Consider the following 16504-nt stretch of genomic DNA (forward strand, 5'->3'; position numbering starts at 1 on the left):
GCTACCTTTTAACTGCTGTAATTAGGGCGTATTATGGCAGAATAGCAATTGATTTAATTCTATCTAAATTTTTTCATGGCGAGCCAAAGTTTCTCATCCATACCATAAACATCAGGGCGATATTCTATTTTATCGTTTTGAGACCAAGCTGTAATGTAGGTTATAATTAATGGCACTTGTTTTTTCGGACCAAACCAAGCTGGTTTTAATTGGAAAGATTTTGTAGTATCTGCCTTGGCAGCCATACGTTTCTTGTACCATTTTACATGTGTGCTGTCTATCGGTGGTAAATCAACTTCGGCACGTAACTTATCATAAGTATAACTATCACCAACTAACTTTTCTGCAAATTCTAAAGGTTTTTCTATACGCACACAACCATGACTTATGGCTCGGTTTGCTAAGTTAAAACCATTCTTATTGTTGGTATCATGAAGGTAAATACTCGAACTATTATCGAAAATGAATTTGAACTTTCCTAATGCATTTCCTCCGCCAGAGCCTTGCTTAAATTTAAATGGTAATTTATCGCGAGAATATTTGTTCCAGTTAATGGTATCCGGCTCGTTGATTAATTTGCCTTTATAATACACATTAATATTACTATTGGATAGATAATAACGGTCCTTTCTTGCCATCCAGTAAATTTCGCTTTGCGCAATACTAACCGGAATGTTCCATACCGGATTGGCTTGTATAGAGTTAATTTTACTGTATAATAATGGCGTTTCGTGGTTTTTAGGCTTATCATCTAAATTACCAGATTTTGCAAAGGCCTTCATTTTTTCTTCGTAGCCACTTTCTCGCTTGCCACCCACACAAACTTTCATGCTAATTACGGTGTCAGCATTATCAAACCAGGTGAGTTTAAAATCAGGAATGTTTACCTGCACATAGTTCTCACCCGTTTCTGGAGTTTTCCAGCGAAAACGTTCCATGTTTAACAACAAAATTCTTTTCTCGTTTTCGGTAGCTGCATTTAAATATGCAGTTTGCAGGGCTTTATATTGTGTAGAACTGGGTTGAACATTTTTCAATGTATCTAAAATGTTTTCAGTTCCTAATAAACGAATCATTCCTGCGCTATCTGGCCTGCGCACTTTAATGTAATACCTTGAGAAAATATTGCGAGGGTTTATCACCCCATATTTAAGATAATTGTTGTAATTTAAATAGGCATTGGCAGAAAGCAGCTCTAATTGCGCAATAATCGGATAACTTTCTTCAACACGTTTAAACTTGTTTGCAGAAAGCTCTGCTAAAAGAGATTTTATTTTTTCAGTTTTAAAAATTTTTGGATTAAAGCCATGTACTTCGCTACGCTCCAGATATGAGGTAAGGGAATCCAATTCCCCAGTAGTGTAGAATTTTGTCACCAATTCCGGCTCATGGTTATTCGTTTCGTAAAAGGCCTTTAGTGTTTTAGGATTGGTAAAACCTGTAGTAAGACTATCCATTGTTTTAACGAAAACGCTATCATAAGCCACGGTATCAAAATCTTTATAAATCTTGTTTTTAAAATGATCTGACAGCACTTTACCTATTTCTGGCGGCGATTTAAACCACCCGCAAGCGGATAAACAAAAGATAAAAGGTATGATTAGAAAGCGAAGATTTTTCAACACGTGTCAGTTAATGCAAAATAGATGTAATTCTTAATTAGCAGTTATTGGCAAATTAAGTGCCATTATTTTTTGATTTACGTTTCCAAACGCTATATTTGCCAACGCTAGTCAGCTAAAGCATTGATATTGGCAGAAATAAATATATGAAATTAACTTTGAACCATCACTTACATTTACATCATCGCCGATAGGCGATATGATATGTTTGTTTTGTACTTCAAAACTTTTTTTCCGAAAAATTATTTCTTGTTCATTCTATATTCAATACTTTGAAAACACTAAAAATTGCTATCCAGAAATCGGGTAGGTTAAACGAAAAATCCGTAGAAATATTAAAAAATTGTGGTCTTTCTTTCGAAAACTATAAAAGTTCTTTAATATCTACCGTTCAAAATTTTCCATTAGAAATTCTTTTTCTTAGGGATGATGACATTCCAGAATACGTACAAGATGGCATAGCCGATTTAGGAATTGTTGGCGAAAATGTAATCACAGAAACCCAAGCCGAAGTAGAGTATTTACAACGTTTAGGTTTTGGAAAATGTACGCTAAAAATTGCTGTCCAAACGGGTAGTGATATCCAAAAATTAGAAGATTTAAATGGTAAAGCAATCGCCACTTCTTACCCTGTAATACTAGAAAATTTCTTGGTTGAAAAAGGTATAAAATCCGACATCAGAACCATCTCCGGTTCGGTAGAAATTGGTCCCGGTTTAGGCTTAAGTGATGCAATTTTCGACATCGTTTCTACAGGCGGAACTTTAAAAAGTAATGGCCTAAAACCTTTCGCAGATGTGATGCAATCGGAGGCAGTTTTAATTGGAAATAAATCGATACTTGACAACCCCGAAGTTGCAGAATTATTGCAAAGAATCCGTTCGGTTTTAAGTGCTAAATCAAATAAGTATGTAGTGCTAAATGTATCAAAAGATAACCTACAAAAAGTTGTTGATTTGTTACCTGGCGTAAAAAGTCCAACGGTAGTTCCGCTCTTCGAACCTAATTGGGTTGCTGTACATTCTGTTATTGCAGAAGAAGATTTTTGGGATAAAATTAACAGCTTGAAAGCAGCAGGTGCTGAAGGAATTTTGGTGATGCCAATTGAGAAAATTATTACATAAAATAGCTCAAAATCGCTTAAAATGACATTAACTATTAGTTAATTTAAAACTATAAAACATTGAAAGTCTATAACTATACAGATTTATCTAAACAAAAAATAGAAGAACTCTGTTCTCGACAAATTGAAGACGATAAATTGGTTGAAGAACGCGTTACAGATATCATTAATTCTGTAAAAAAAGAGGGAGATAAAGCACTTTATAATTTCGCAAAAACCTTTGATAAAGTTGATTTAAAAACACTTTTTTTAAATGCGGAAGAATTAAAGGCAATCGCTTCTACCATTCCTGCTGAAGCAAAAAATGCTATTGATACGGCTTATCATAACATAAAAACGTTTCATCAATCACAATATAAGCCAGAAGATAAAGTAGAAACCATGCCTGGTGTGGTATGCTGGAGAGAATCAAGAGCAATTGAGAAGGTAGGATTGTACATACCAGGTGGAACAGCAGTTTTACCAAGTACGTTTTTAATGTTGGCAACACCTGCTCTTATTGCGGGTTGTAAAGAAATAGTGGTTTGTTCGCCCCCACAAAGTGATGGTAGAACTAACTGTTATTTGGCATATTGCGCTGTTCTTTTAGGTATAGAGAAAATTTATTTGGTAGGTGGCGCACAAGCTGTGGCTGCAATGGCATTTGGAACCGAAACTGTACCACAAGTTTACAAAATATTTGGACCAGGAAACCGCTACGTTACTACTGCAAAAACGATGGTACAAAATAAGGTAGCTATTGATATGCCGGCTGGCCCTTCAGAGATTTTGGTGATAGCTGATGAGACTGCCAATCCGTCATTCGTAGCTGCAGACTTACTTGCACAAGCAGAACATGGAATTGATAGTCAGGCAATTTTGGTTGCTACCTCAAATAAAATTATAGCTGAAACTATAAAAGAAATTGAAGTTCAATTGGCTAATCTATCAAGAAAGGAAATTGCTCGCAGGGCTATAGAAAATTCTTATGCTATTTTAGTTGATGATTTAGCTGCTGCAATGGAATATTCCAACGAGTATGCTCCTGAACATTTGATTTTGGCAACTGAAAGGTTTGAAAGTCTTATCCAATTGATTATCAATGCTGGTTCGGTTTTCTTAGGGAGTTTAACGCCAGAAAGCGTAGGTGATTATGCTTCAGGAACAAACCACACACTACCTACAAGTGGCTTTGCTAAAGCATATTCGGGTGTTTCACTTGATGCGTTTATTAAGAAGATAACATTTCAGCATTTATCAGATAGCGGATTAAAAAATATTGGTTCTACAGTTGAAATACTTGCTGCAGCAGAAGGACTAGATGCACATAAAAATGCAGTAACGATTAGATTGAAGAATACGCATTAAAGAATAAAGATGAATGAGCAAAAATAGCAGATGGTTAAAGCTTTATTCTTTCATCTTTGCTCCTTGTTCTTTTATCTAAACACCTTGAAAAATGGATATAAACGAATTAGTTAGAGAAAATATAAGAAACCTCAAACCATACTCTACCGCCAGAGATGAGTTTAAAGGTCAGGCATCAATTTTTTTAGATGCCAACGAGAACAGTTATGGTTCTCCCCTACCCGCAAATTACAACCGTTATCCCGACCCTTTACAGCTGGATTTAAAAGATGCAATTAGCAAAATTAAAGGCGTACCAATTGAGAATACTTTTTTAGGAAATGGTAGCGACGAAGCCATCGATTTATTGTATCGTGCTTTCTGTAATCCTGGAAAAGATAATGTAATTATTTTGCCTCCAACTTACGGTATGTATGAAGTTTCTGCAAACATAAATGATGTAGAAATTCGTAAAGTAAATCTTCTTCCAAACTTTCAATTAGACCTAGAAAAAATTGCAGAATCGATTGACAAAAACACTAAAATAATTTTCATTTGCTCACCAAATAATCCAACAGGAAATTCGATAAATCGAACAGATATAGAAACCATTTTAGCCAACTTTAAAGGCATCGTTGTTATCGATGAAGCGTACATAAATTATGCGAAACAAAAGACCTTTATTCAGGAGTTAACCGAGTACGGAAACCTGGTTGTTTTGCAAACTTTTTCTAAGGCTTGGGGTCTTGCTGCTTTGCGTTTAGGAATGGCATTTTCATCAACAAAAGTTATTGATGTTTTGAATAAAATTAAGCCACCTTATAACATCAATCAAGCCACACAAGATTTAGCTTTTGAAGCACTAAAAAACATTGCTCAAGTTAACGAGTGGATTAAAGAATCTGTATTGGAAAGAGAGCGACTTGCTGTAGAATTAGGCAACTTAAATATTGTCACAAACGTTTATCCTTCAGACGCGAATTTTATTTTAGTTGCAGTAACCGATGCAAAAAATATTTACAATACTTTAGTAGAAGAAGGCGTAATTGTTCGCGACCGCTCAAAAGTTACCTTGTGCGAAGGTTGTTTAAGAATAACTGTGGGAACGAAAGAAGAAAATGATAAGTTGTTAACCATTCTGAAAAATTTCTAAATAAATGAAGAAAGTATTATTTATAGACCGCGACGGAACTTTAAATATAGAACCGGATGATGAACAAGTTGATAGTTTTGCAAAGCTAAAATTTTATCCACGCTCGTTATATTATCTTTCCAAAATTGCGGCAGAAATGGACTATGAATTGGTAATGGTGACCAATCAGGATGGTTTAGGAACTCCTTCAAATCCTGAGGAAAATTTTTGGCCTATCCATAATTTTATGTTAGGTACTTTTGCTGGCGAAGGCGTAATCTTTAGCGAAATTGTTATCGACAGAACCTTCGCCAAAGACAACGCTCCTACCCGTAAACCAGGTACAGGCTTGTTAACTAAATATTTAACTGGAGATTATGATTTAAAAAATTCATACGTTATCGGGGATAGGTTAAATGATGTTGTTTTAGCAAAGAATTTGGGTGCGAAAGCAATTTTCCTTCGCCAGAATGATGCATTAGGCTCAACAGAAGCACTAGACAAACATGAAACCTTACTTGATATTATCGCTTTAGAAACCAGAAAATGGGAGGATATTTACAACTTACTAAAGGCAGGAAGTAGAAAAATAAATCACGTTCGTAAAACTAATGAAACCGATATTACCATTAATTTAGATTTAGATGGAACAGGAAAAGCTAAAATTGAAACTGGTTTAAACTTTTTCGACCACATGCTAGACCAAATTGCCAGACATGGAAGTGTTGATTTAGAAATAATTGCCAAAGGTGACTTACATATTGATGAACACCACACCATAGAAGATACCGGAATTGCTCTTGGCGAGGCATTTGCCAAAGGCTTAGGCAACAAACTTGGCATTGAACGCTATGGATTTTGCTTACCTATGGATGATTGTTTAGCACAAGTTGCAATAGATTTTGGAGGTAGAAACTGGATTGTTTGGGATGCAGAATTTAAACGCGAAAAAGTTGGAGATATGCCCACAGAGATGTTTTATCACTTCTTCAAATCGTTTAGCGATGCTGCAAAATGCAATTTAAACATTAAAGCTGAAGGCGATAATGAGCATCATAAAATAGAGGCTATCTTTAAAGCTTTTGCAAAAGCAATTAAAATGGCGATTAAGCGTGATGCGGAGAAAATGGTTTTGCCAAGCACAAAAGGGCTTTTGTAAATGAACAAGGATAAATGAGCAAAGAACAATGACTAATTGTCTTTATTCTTTGTTCTTTAATCTTTAATCTTAGAAAAATGATTGGAATAATAAATTACGGAGCAGGTAACATTTTCTCGTTAACAGCAGCTTTAGAGCGCTTAAACTTGGTTTACGGGATGATAAACACCGAATCTGACTTAGAAAAATATAGTCACATTATCATTCCAGGTGTTGGACATGCTGGTACAGCGATGGAAAAATTGAGGCACACCGGATTAACTAACGCAATAAAAGCCTTACAAAAACCGGTTTTAGGAATCTGTGTGGGCATGCAATTGATTACTGAACACTCTGAAGAGGGCGACGCAGACCTTTTAAGCATTGTACCTTTAAAAACTAAAAAATTCGATAAGTCACTGAATATCAAAATCCCACACATGGGCTGGAACTCAGTTAGTCTAAAAAACAATTCGCTGTTTGAGGGTGTTGAAGATAATACACAATTTTACTTCGTGCATTCGTACTTTATTGAATATAACCCTACTTTTGATATCGCATCAGCCGATTACGGATTAAAGTTCTCGGCGGCAGTGCAAAAAGATAACTTTTATGCCGTTCAGTTCCATCCCGAAAAGTCGGGCAAAGCTGGCGAACAGATACTAAAAAATTTTTCAAACCTAAGTTGAGCTTTAAAAATTAAACCACAACTTTTAACTTATAACTTAAGAAATGTACATAATTCCTGCTATTGATATTTTGGATGGAAAAGTTGTTCGCCTGCGTGAGGGCGATTACAATCAGAAAACAGAATATGATGTTTCTATTGCCGAGATGATTGAAAAATATCGCTCAAATGGTACAGATTTTATCCATATAATTGATTTGAATGGTGCAAAAGGCGATTTTAGCAATCAAAAGTCTTTGTTTGAAATCATTAAAAAAACCGAAATGAAGGTTCAATATGGTGGTGGAATTCGTACGATAGAGCAAGTTACCAATTTGCTTGATGCTGGTATTCACCGTGTTATTGTTGGTACACAAGCAATCACGAACCCTGATTTTCTGGCATCTTTAAGTAATGCTTTTGCCAAAAAAGAAGACTACGCAAATCGTATTGTAATTGCCATTGATGTGCTAGACGAGGTAATTAAATACTCAGGTTGGATGGAAAGTTCACCAATTAAACTAATGGATTACGTTGATAAATGCCTTTCATTAGGATTCTTCCGGTTTTTATGTACCGACATTAGTAAAGATGGCAAATTAGGTGGAGCTGCTGTAGAATTGTACAAAAAACTACTTGAACACTCTCCAATGATAAAACTAATTGCATCTGGTGGCGTAAGTTCTATGGAAGATATTTACGAATTAGCAAAATATCCGATTAGAAGTGTTGTAGTAGGGAAAGCAATTTACGAAGATAGAATTACCATCGAAGAGATAAAAGAATGGAATTTGAGAATGTTAAGTTCGATTTAAGCCAATAATTAGGATAATAATTGAAATATTGTTAACCGGTCGTCATGCTGAATTCATTTCAGCATCTGGAATACATAAAGACCCTGAAATAAATTCAGGGTGACGATGCGCCTAGCGGACTTTGTAAGATAATCGTGCTTCGCAATGAAGAAACCCCAAATAAATGCTGAGTAAAAGAATAATCCCATGCCTCGATGTTAAAGACGGCCGCACGGTAAAAGGTATAAATTTTGTTGATTTACGCGATGCGGGCGACCCGGTAGAGTTAGCTGCTCAATATGCGCAACAAGGCGCAGATGAATTGGTGTTTTTAGATATCACTGCTACACACGAGCGTCGTAAAACGATGATTGAAATGGTAAAATCAGTTGCCCGCCAGCTGAATATTCCATTTACCATTGGCGGTGGTATTACAGAACTTGCTGATGCTGAGGCTTTATTAAATGCTGGTGCCGATAAAATCAGCATTAATTCGGCTGCTGTTCGTAATCCAAATTTGATTGAAGAACTAGCAAAAGCCTTTGGAGTTCAATTTGTGGTTTTAGCGGTTGATACTAAATTTGTTGATGGTAGAAATATGGTTCACTTAAACGGTGGAAGATTAATTACCGAACTCGAAACCGAAAACTGGATTAAACAAGCGGAAGATTTAGGAGCAGGAGAAATTTTATTAACCTCTATGGACCATGATGGGACTAAAGCTGGTTTTGATTGCGGTTTGCTTCACAAAGTAAACCAAATGATAAATATTCCAATTATTGCATCTGGTGGTGCAGGAAACGTGGACCATTTTACAGAAGTATTTCAAAAAGCAAATGTTGATGCCGCGTTAGCAGCATCAGTGTTTCATTATGGTGAAATTCTAATACCGGATTTGAAACAGGAGTTAAGAAGAAATCAAATTCCTGTAAGGATATAAGTAATACACTCGTCATTGCGAGGCACGAAGCAATCTATTTTGCGGGAAAGATTGCTTCATTCCTCGCAATTACCGAAAAGATAAAAATAAATGAATATCAATACATCATCTCTTGATTGGGATAAAACGGCTGGCTTACTGCCCGTAATCATCCAGGATAATAAAACTTTAGAAGTTTTGATGCTCGGTTATATGAATGCCGAAGCTTTGGAAAAAACGCAATCGGAAGGTAAAGTGACCTTTTTTTCTCGCTCTAAAAATAGACTGTGGACTAAAGGAGAAACCAGTAATAACTTTTTGTATGTAAAAGAAATTTTTGTTGATTGCGATAACGACACCATTTTAATTAAAACTGATGCTGTTGGACCGACTTGCCATACCGGTAGCCGTAGCTGTTTCAAAACAGAATTCAATCAAAACTTCATTTTTGAATTGGAGAACATCATTGATGACAGATATGCAAACCCTGTTGAAGGTTCTTACATCAACAAAATGCGCAAAAAAGGTTTAAATAAAATTGCACAAAAAGTTGGCGAAGAAGGCGTAGAAACCGTAATTGCTGCATTGGCTGAAAGCGAGGAAGAATTAATTGGAGAGGCATCAGACCTTGTGTTTCATCTGCTATTCTTGCTAAAAGAAAAAGGCTTATCCATCCAAGACATTGCGAAAAATTTAGAGAAAAGACATAAGTAGGTTGAGGTTAAGGCTGAGGTCAAGATTGAGTTTGAAGTCAACGTTGAGACTGAGGTCAAGGTCGAGATCGAGGCAATTTGCATAAGACTCAATCTTGGTCTCAACCTCAGTCTCATCCTTAACGTCAGTCTCAGCCTTAACCTTAACCTCGATCTCAATCCTTAAACCATGCTCACACACTTAAAAACCCTTTCCGGTCACCAAAACCCTGTGTACGCTTTAGCTAATTCTGATAAAAGTGAAAAGTTTTACAGCGCAGGAAATGATAAAGGTATTGTAGAATGGTCGTTAGCGGATATGGCTTTTGTAAAGGTTAAAATGCCTGTTCAAAGTTCTGTGTATTGTTTGCACCATTTTGATAATCTTTTATTTGTTGGAGAACGCAGTGGTGCATTTAGTGTTTACGATTTACACAAAGAAGAAATGGTTATTCGGGTAAATGCACATCTGAAGCCAATTTTTGACATCAAAACCGTGAAATCAAAAAACGAGTTGATTACAACTGGCGAAGATGGAACAGTTGCAATTTGGTCCTTAACTGATTTTACAGAAATTTACCGTTTTCAGGCTGCATACGATACCGTAAGAACGATAGCAATTTCTCCAGATGAAAAAGAAATTGCACTTGGTTTTAAAGATCATTTAATTAGAATTTACAATTTAAACGATTATAGTTTAAAGCAAACGTTAGAAAGTCATTCTTTGCCTGTAACTTCTTTAACTTATCATCCAACAGGAAAATATTTACTTTCTGGCAGTCGGGATGCACAATTAAAAATATGGAGTTTGCCGAATTACGAATTAATGCAATCCATCACAGCACACATGTTTACGGTTTATGATATTGCATTTCATCCAACACTCCCCTATTTTGCTACAAGCAGTCAAGATAAAAGCATTAAAATTTGGGATGCAGAGAACTTCAAATTATATAAAATTTTAAGTATAGAAAAATCTGGAATCGGTCACTCCCACTCTGTAAACAAAATAATTTGGAGCAATGATGGTAGGCATTTAATATCTACCGGAGACGACAGGCAGGTGATGGTTTGGGAGATGCAAATCTAGCTTCTATAAAAATTATCCTACAAAACGCTTTACTATTCGAAGATTATGTGTGTATTTACCCAATTCTTTATTAAAAATTCCTTGGTCATCAATAGGGTCTATCCTTACTTTGCCCGATGAGTGAATGATTTCATTACTGCTTAGCATAATACCAACATGTGTAATCTTGCCTTCAGCATTATCAAAAAATGCTACATCACCCGGTTTACATTCCGCTAAAAAACCTACCAAATCTCCTTGTTCGGCTTGTTGAGCGGCATCTCTTTTCAGTTTTATCCCTAAAAGTTTAAATACATTTTGAGTAAAGCCAGAGCAATCTAAACCAAATAAGTTTCTACCGCCCCACAAGTACGGAATATTCTGGAAAAATGTGCTGGTTTTGGCAATGTCTCTATCAAAATCTGCCTCTGCACAATCGTAAGGTAAAAATTCCAATTCAAATTTTTCTTCGCCAGCAAAACAAAAACCATTATCAAAAAAAGGAATATTACTACCGCTACTTAAATGATACAAACTCCCATCGGCGGCTTTTAAAACGTTATTATAATTTAGCGGTGCCAGCAAATTACAATCATGCATTTGCACAAATTCAGTTTGAGATATTGACGCTAATTGTCTAAAATCCAACCAACCTTCGTAACCATCATAACCATTCTGAATTAACCACCAACGCTCTTCTTTCTGAATCACTTCAACATGATCACCAAATAATAACTGCGAAACAATTTCTGCTTTATCCGATGCGCTTGCTCTTAAAGGTGCGACTGCAACTCTGCAAATACCGTATTGATTTTCCATTTTTTGTTGGTAGAATTCTGGTGTAAACTTAAGAAATTCCTACCAGCGACTAACATTTTGATTGCAATTTTGTTAATTTTATGAAGATAAAAACTAAATCTCCTTACCATGAACTTTAAGAAAATACTTATAGCCGTTGATAACAGCACATGCTCTGAAAAAGCAGCCAAAGCGGGATACGAAATTGCAGTCAAATTTGATGCAGAAGTTGCATTGGTTAATATAATTGAGCCCATGCCAGCAAACGTAAATCCTGATTTGACCCTTGCTCCTGTTTTTTTAGAGACTTATGATAATAGCGACGAAAACAGTCACGTACTATTAAAGGAAATGGAAAACAAATTTTCTGGCGGAATTAAGACTACTTATTTAAGTGTAGTTGATACTGCAGCTCATGGTATAATTCAACAATCTGATGAGTGGGGTTCTGATTTAATTGTAATTGGTACATATGGAAGAACAGGCTTGTATCATTTTTTAATGGGAAGCGTTGCAGAACATGTTGCCAGAAAATCGGCTTGCCCTGTGCTTATCATTCCGAACAAAAGCGATATCGATTAACCAATATCGTTCATGAAAAAGATTATCTATTCAAACCTCCTCATTGCCTTTTTAATTTGGGGTTCAGCCATTGCGCAAAGCACTCAATCAAAATTTTCGCTCGTTGAACTTGCAAAACTTGATGCTTTATTTAAGGAGTATTTAAGCAAAGGATGGATCAAAGGCATTACCGCAAATATTGCTGTTGATGGAAAAACCGTTTATAATAAAGCATTCGGCAACAATTTAAACCGATCTTTTAAAACTGATGATATTTTAAGAATCGCTTCGCAAACAAAAGCTGTTACCTGTACGGCAGTTATGATTTTATTTGATGAAGGCAAATTCAAATTGGATGATCCTGTTTCTGATTACATCCCGGCTTTTAAAAATCCAAAAGTTTTAAATACGTTTAATCCTGCTGATTCTACCTATACTACTAAACCAGCAAACCACGAAATTACAATTCGAGAATTGCTAACCCACACATCAGGACTTGGTTATGCACAAATAGGTTCTCCTGAAATGAATGCCATTTATGCCAAAGCCGGTATCGAAGCTGGTTTTGTTGTTCATAAAAAGCTTTTAGAAACAGAAATTAATAAATTGGGAGCCTTACCGCTTGCAAATCAGCCTGGAGAAAGCTGGCATTACAGCTTAAGTATGGATGTTCTAGGCAGACTCGTTGAAGTAACTTCTGGCTTAAGCTTGGATAATTTTTTTAAGCAGAGGATTTTTGTGCCTCTAAATATGGTTGATACGTATTTCGCACTTCCTAAAAGTAAACAGAATAGATTGGCCACGGTTTATACTGAAGATGAAAAAACCCACCAAGTAAAAGTATGGAAAGATGGTACCTTTCCAGGAGCAACAATTAATTATCCAATTAATGAAAACGGCTATTTCGCTGGCGGGGCGGGCTTAGTTTCTACATCAAAAGATTATGGAATTTTTCTACAAATGTTGCTTAATGGTGGTAAGTATAATGGGAAAAGAATTGTTTCAGAAAACAGTGTTAAACTAATGACTATTAACCAAATAGGAAACATATCTTTCGGAGATAATGCATTTGGATTGGGATTCGAAATTGTGACTATAAAAGGAGCGAAAAAATTAGGTAAAAGTGTTGGTTCATACAGTTGGGGAGGTTTTTTTGGATCCAATTTTTGGGTAGATCCTAAAAAGAAGATTGTTGCTCAAATTTATGTTCAGCAGTGGCCATTCTCACATGGGGAAATTGCCGAAAAATTTCAAACAATAATTTACAAAGCTGTTAATTAGCTATAAAAAATAAAGTCCCGATTTGCATCGGGACTTATATATTATAAAAAATGTTAATCTAACATTTTAATTCTCTTGATGTAACCAGGCTTTTTTAGTTAATAATTCTTCTTCCGTTTCACGAATATCTTCATCATCAACACAGCAATCTACAGGGCAAACTGCAGCACATTGAGGCTCGTCATGAAACCCCTTACATTCTGTACATTTATCTGATACAATGTAGTAAACCTCATCAGAAACTGCTTCCTGCGATGCATCAGCTTCAATTTGTTGATTACCAAAATCTATAATTCCGTTTAAATTGGTACCGTCAGAAAAACGCCAAGCTGTACCTGCATCATATATTGCGTTGTTAGGACATTCTGGTTCGCAAGCCCCGCAATTTATACACTCATCTGTTATTTTAATCGCCATGTTTTCGTCTAATTCTTTTGCTTAGTTTACCTTTGCGCTGCAAATATAGCACTTAATCATTTAATAATAATTCTAAATATGTCAGTTTTAACTATAGATAAAGTAATTATTGCCTTTAAACAATTGGGCAAAGTTCTTGCCAACCCTACTGATATTTTAGAAGATTCTATCATTTCTGCTCAAAACAGCAACGCCTGGTTCACGGAAGAAAATGTAAGAAAATCAGTTTCATCTTTCGCAGAAATGCTTAATGATGATGATATTGATGAATGGTTTAAATCTGTAATGTTTAGTAATTCGCCGAAAAAAATCGGGTTAATTCTGGCGGGAAATATCCCTATGGTTGGCTTACATGATGTTTTAACTGTTCTGGCAACGGGCAATATTGCACTTATAAAACTTTCATCATCAGATGATAAATTAATTAAAGCCATCATTTCAGAACTAATAAAAATTGAAACTGGTTTCGAAAGTAGAATAGAATATGTAGAAAGATTAAAAGATTTTGATGCAGTAATCGCTACAGGAAGCAACAATTCTTCCCGATATTTTGATTACTATTTTGGTAAAGTGCCTAACATTATTAGGAAAAACAGAAATAGTGTTGCCGTATTAAGTGGCAAAGAATCGTTTGATGATATCCAGAATTTAGGTGCTGATATATTTGATTACTTTGGTTTAGGCTGCAGAAATGTATCGAAAATTTATTATCCTCAAGGATACGATATCGCAAAATTTTATGAAGGTATTGAAAGCTTTCAACCCATTATTAATCACTTTAAATACAACAATAATTACGATTACAACAAATCTATCTATTTAGTAAATGCCGCAAAACATTTTGATAATGGCTTTTTGTTATTAAAAGAAGATGAAAGTTTGACATCACCTTTGGCTGTTTTATTTTATGAAGAATACACAAGCTTAAATGAAGTTGAAAAAAAACTTATAGATAAATCTGAGCAAATTCAATGCGTAATAACAAACTCAGCCTTAAATTTAAAAACGTATGGTTTTGGTCAAAGCCAACATCCTAAACTTTGGGATTATGCGGATAACGTAAATACTGTTGAATTTTTGAATGGTTTGGTTTAATTATTAATTCTTAGAAATCTGAGTTCGATTCTTAAACTTAGTATTTTGCTGTTTTATCGCCGTATTGCTTGTAAACTAGTCTTGCTGAATTTATTTCAGCCTCTTTCGTGCAAAAAAGATCCTGAAATGAATTTAGGGTAACGTTAACTAAAAAAGCACCTTTAATAATGTGAAGGAAAATTAATAATCGAACTCTGGTTAGAAGGATGCTTTAATTGCACAATCCTTTTACTCTAAACCTGGCAGAAGCGGCAGCCCCGAATTTCTTCAATGAGGGCTACAGCGAATGACAGGACTGCTATTCCCGATGAAAAATTGTATGTTCATTTCCAAAAAAAACTAACTCTTTTCAATTTATAATCATTTAAACGACATTGAGAGTTGAAAATCACTAATTAATAATCTAAAAAGTTTTTTTGGAAATTTAGGGTTCTATGGGCTTGGAGGTTTTCAGCCCCGCTTACGCTTCTGCTCCCGATGAAAATCGGTAGCATCTCGCTTCAATCGGGTTTAGATACAAAGCTTAGATGACAGGACTGCTATTCCCGATGAAAAATTGTATGTTTATTTCCAAAAAAAAAACCAACTCTTTTCAACTTATAATCATTTAAACGACATTGAGAGTTGAAAATCACAAATTAATAATCTAAAAAGTTTTTTTGGAAATTTAGGGTTCTATGGGCTTGGAGGTTTTCAGCCCCGCTCACGCTTCTGCTCCCGATGAAAAATCGGTAGCATCTCGCTTCAATCGGGTTTAGATACGAAGCTAAGATGCCATTGGAAACAATTTAAATAGCTAATAACCTAAATAACAACCTAACTTCAACTTACACCTGCCAAGCTGTATCTACTCTTTCGTTTTTTACCTTTCAGCTTTCACCTTAAATAGCTATTTTTGGACACAATGTATATCATTAAAGTTAAAGGCATCGCCAAAATTCCTGATTATGTTCAGCTTAGAGATGATAAGTTTACCCTGCTGGCTTACTTTAGGGTAGATAGACCTGATAAATCGCTAATCAAGTTAGGTTTAGGCGATAAACAAGAGTATATAATGGAAATGGTAAAGGATTTGCCCTTCGGACAAATTGCAAAATTAGAAATATAACATGGCAGAAAACGCAGTAATTCATTTAAGCAATGTTGATGTTTTTCAACAAAAACACTTAGTATTATCAAACGTAAATTTACATATAGAAAAAGGCGAATTTGTATTTTTAATTGGCCAAACCGGTTCTGGTAAAAGTAGTTTGCTTAAAATTTTATATGGCGATTTGCACATTGGTAACGGCAATGGAGACATTGCAGGTTTTGATTTAAAGAATTTGAAAGAAAATCAGGTTCCGTTTCTACGCCGTAAATTGGGTGTTGTTTTTCAAGATTTCCAATTATTAACCGACCGTACCATAGAAAAAAACTTAGAATTTGTTTTGAAAGCGACTGGTTGGAAAGATGCAAATCTAATTAATGAGCGCATTAAAGATGTTTTGGATAAAGTTGGTCTACGTTCTAAAATTAAAAAAATGCCTCACGAAATCTCTGGTGGAGAGCAACAACGTATTGTAATTGCCCGGGCTTTATTAAACGACCCTGAAATTATTCTTGCTGATGAGCCTACAGGCAACCTCGACCCTGAAACATCAGAAGAAATTGTAACGCTTTTAAAACAGATTAGCCAGAATGGTACTGCCGTTTTAATGGCTACACACGATTATCAAATCATAAGAACTTTTCCATCGCGAATTATTAAATGCGAAAGTGGAATTGTAATTGAAGATGCTCAAATAGCTTAATCAAATTACGATTTTAGAGTTACGATTATAAATTGATGTAATGCCGATTCCGTAAATCTAAAATCGTAACTACTCTA

General features: G+C 35.4%; 17 protein-coding genes. 14 read left to right on the forward strand and 3 right to left on the reverse strand.

Features of this window, described 5'->3' with window-relative positions:
- Positions 1–59: 59 nt before the first annotated feature.
- A complete protein-coding gene (locus tag ACFOWA_RS14970) occupies positions 60–1622 on the reverse strand; it encodes a L,D-transpeptidase family protein (protein ID WP_378986518.1) in 1563 nt (520 codons plus the stop codon).
- A gap of 272 nt (positions 1623–1894) precedes the next feature.
- Between ACFOWA_RS14970 and hisG the strand changes: the two genes are divergently transcribed.
- From hisG to ACFOWA_RS15015, 9 genes are all read left to right on the forward strand, one after another.
- A complete protein-coding gene (hisG, locus tag ACFOWA_RS14975) occupies positions 1895–2746 on the forward strand; it encodes an ATP phosphoribosyltransferase (protein WP_378986520.1) in 852 nt (283 codons plus the stop codon).
- A gap of 59 nt (positions 2747–2805) precedes the next feature.
- Positions 2806–4092, forward strand: a complete 1287-nt coding sequence (hisD, locus tag ACFOWA_RS14980; protein ID WP_378986522.1) for a histidinol dehydrogenase — start codon at positions 2806–2808, stop codon at positions 4090–4092.
- Positions 4093–4183: 91 nt separating this feature from the next.
- Complete coding sequence (gene hisC, locus ACFOWA_RS14985; protein ID WP_378986524.1) at positions 4184–5224, forward strand: histidinol-phosphate transaminase; 1041 nt, start codon at positions 4184–4186, stop codon at positions 5222–5224.
- A 4-nt stretch (positions 5225–5228) separates the two neighbouring features.
- Complete coding sequence (gene hisB / locus ACFOWA_RS14990) at positions 5229–6362, forward strand: bifunctional histidinol-phosphatase/imidazoleglycerol-phosphate dehydratase HisB (RefSeq protein ID WP_378986526.1); 1134 nt, start codon at positions 5229–5231, stop codon at positions 6360–6362.
- A 77-nt stretch (positions 6363–6439) separates the two neighbouring features.
- Positions 6440–7030 (forward strand): imidazole glycerol phosphate synthase subunit HisH, encoded by a 591-nt coding sequence (gene hisH, locus ACFOWA_RS14995; protein ID WP_378986528.1) that lies wholly within the window; start codon positions 6440–6442, stop codon positions 7028–7030.
- A gap of 43 nt (positions 7031–7073) precedes the next feature.
- Positions 7074–7823 carry a 1-(5-phosphoribosyl)-5-[(5-phosphoribosylamino)methylideneamino]imidazole-4-carboxamide isomerase gene (hisA, locus tag ACFOWA_RS15000; RefSeq protein ID WP_378986530.1) on the forward strand — a complete coding sequence of 250 codons (750 nt, stop codon included), beginning with the start codon at positions 7074–7076 and terminating at the stop codon, positions 7821–7823.
- Positions 7824–7986: 163 nt separating this feature from the next.
- Positions 7987–8742 (forward strand): imidazole glycerol phosphate synthase subunit HisF, encoded by a 756-nt coding sequence (gene hisF / locus ACFOWA_RS15005; RefSeq protein WP_378986532.1) that lies wholly within the window; start codon positions 7987–7989, stop codon positions 8740–8742.
- 90 nt (positions 8743–8832) lie between these two features.
- Positions 8833–9435: a bifunctional phosphoribosyl-AMP cyclohydrolase/phosphoribosyl-ATP diphosphatase HisIE gene (gene hisIE, locus ACFOWA_RS15010; RefSeq protein WP_378986534.1), complete on the forward strand. Its 603-nt coding sequence runs from the start codon at positions 8833–8835 to the stop codon at positions 9433–9435.
- 168 nt (positions 9436–9603) lie between these two features.
- Positions 9604–10503 (forward strand): WD40 repeat domain-containing protein, encoded by a 900-nt coding sequence (locus ACFOWA_RS15015; RefSeq protein ID WP_378986535.1) that lies wholly within the window; start codon positions 9604–9606, stop codon positions 10501–10503.
- A gap of 12 nt (positions 10504–10515) precedes the next feature.
- Here ACFOWA_RS15015 and ACFOWA_RS15020 read toward each other — a convergent pair whose 3' ends face one another.
- Complete coding sequence (locus ACFOWA_RS15020) at positions 10516–11301, reverse strand: C40 family peptidase (protein WP_378986536.1); 786 nt, start codon at positions 11299–11301, stop codon at positions 10516–10518.
- Positions 11302–11409: 108 nt separating this feature from the next.
- Between ACFOWA_RS15020 and ACFOWA_RS15025 the strand changes: the two genes are divergently transcribed.
- Together ACFOWA_RS15025 and ACFOWA_RS15030 are read left to right on the forward strand one after the other, a co-directional pair.
- Positions 11410–11862 (forward strand): universal stress protein, encoded by a 453-nt coding sequence (locus tag ACFOWA_RS15025; protein WP_378986537.1) that lies wholly within the window; start codon positions 11410–11412, stop codon positions 11860–11862.
- 12 nt (positions 11863–11874) lie between these two features.
- Positions 11875–13122, forward strand: coding sequence for a serine hydrolase domain-containing protein (locus tag ACFOWA_RS15030; protein ID WP_378986539.1), 1248 nt, complete (start codon positions 11875–11877; stop codon positions 13120–13122).
- Positions 13123–13188: 66 nt separating this feature from the next.
- Here ACFOWA_RS15030 and ACFOWA_RS15035 read toward each other — a convergent pair whose 3' ends face one another.
- A complete protein-coding gene (locus tag ACFOWA_RS15035; protein WP_378986541.1) occupies positions 13189–13539 on the reverse strand; it encodes a 4Fe-4S dicluster domain-containing protein in 351 nt (116 codons plus the stop codon).
- Positions 13540–13617: 78 nt separating this feature from the next.
- Here ACFOWA_RS15035 and ACFOWA_RS15040 point away from each other — a divergent pair, with 78 nt between their 5' ends.
- The 3 genes from ACFOWA_RS15040 (at position 13618) to ACFOWA_RS15050 (ending at position 16427) form a co-directional block, all read left to right on the forward strand.
- Complete coding sequence (locus tag ACFOWA_RS15040; RefSeq protein WP_378986543.1) at positions 13618–14634, forward strand: acyl-CoA reductase; 1017 nt, start codon at positions 13618–13620, stop codon at positions 14632–14634.
- Positions 14635–15538: 904 nt separating this feature from the next.
- Positions 15539–15742 carry a fructose-6-phosphate aldolase gene (locus tag ACFOWA_RS15045; protein ID WP_378986545.1) on the forward strand — a complete coding sequence of 68 codons (204 nt, stop codon included), beginning with the start codon at positions 15539–15541 and terminating at the stop codon, positions 15740–15742.
- Position 15743: 1 nt separating this feature from the next.
- Entirely contained in the window at positions 15744–16427 is a 684-nt protein-coding gene (locus tag ACFOWA_RS15050; RefSeq protein ID WP_378986547.1) for a cell division ATP-binding protein FtsE, read from the forward strand.
- Positions 16428–16504 lie beyond the last annotated feature (77 nt).

Origin of the sequence: Pedobacter lithocola (genome assembly GCF_042650845.1) — a bacterium.
GTDB classification, from domain to species: domain Bacteria; phylum Bacteroidota; class Bacteroidia; order Sphingobacteriales; family Sphingobacteriaceae; genus Pedobacter; species Pedobacter lithocola.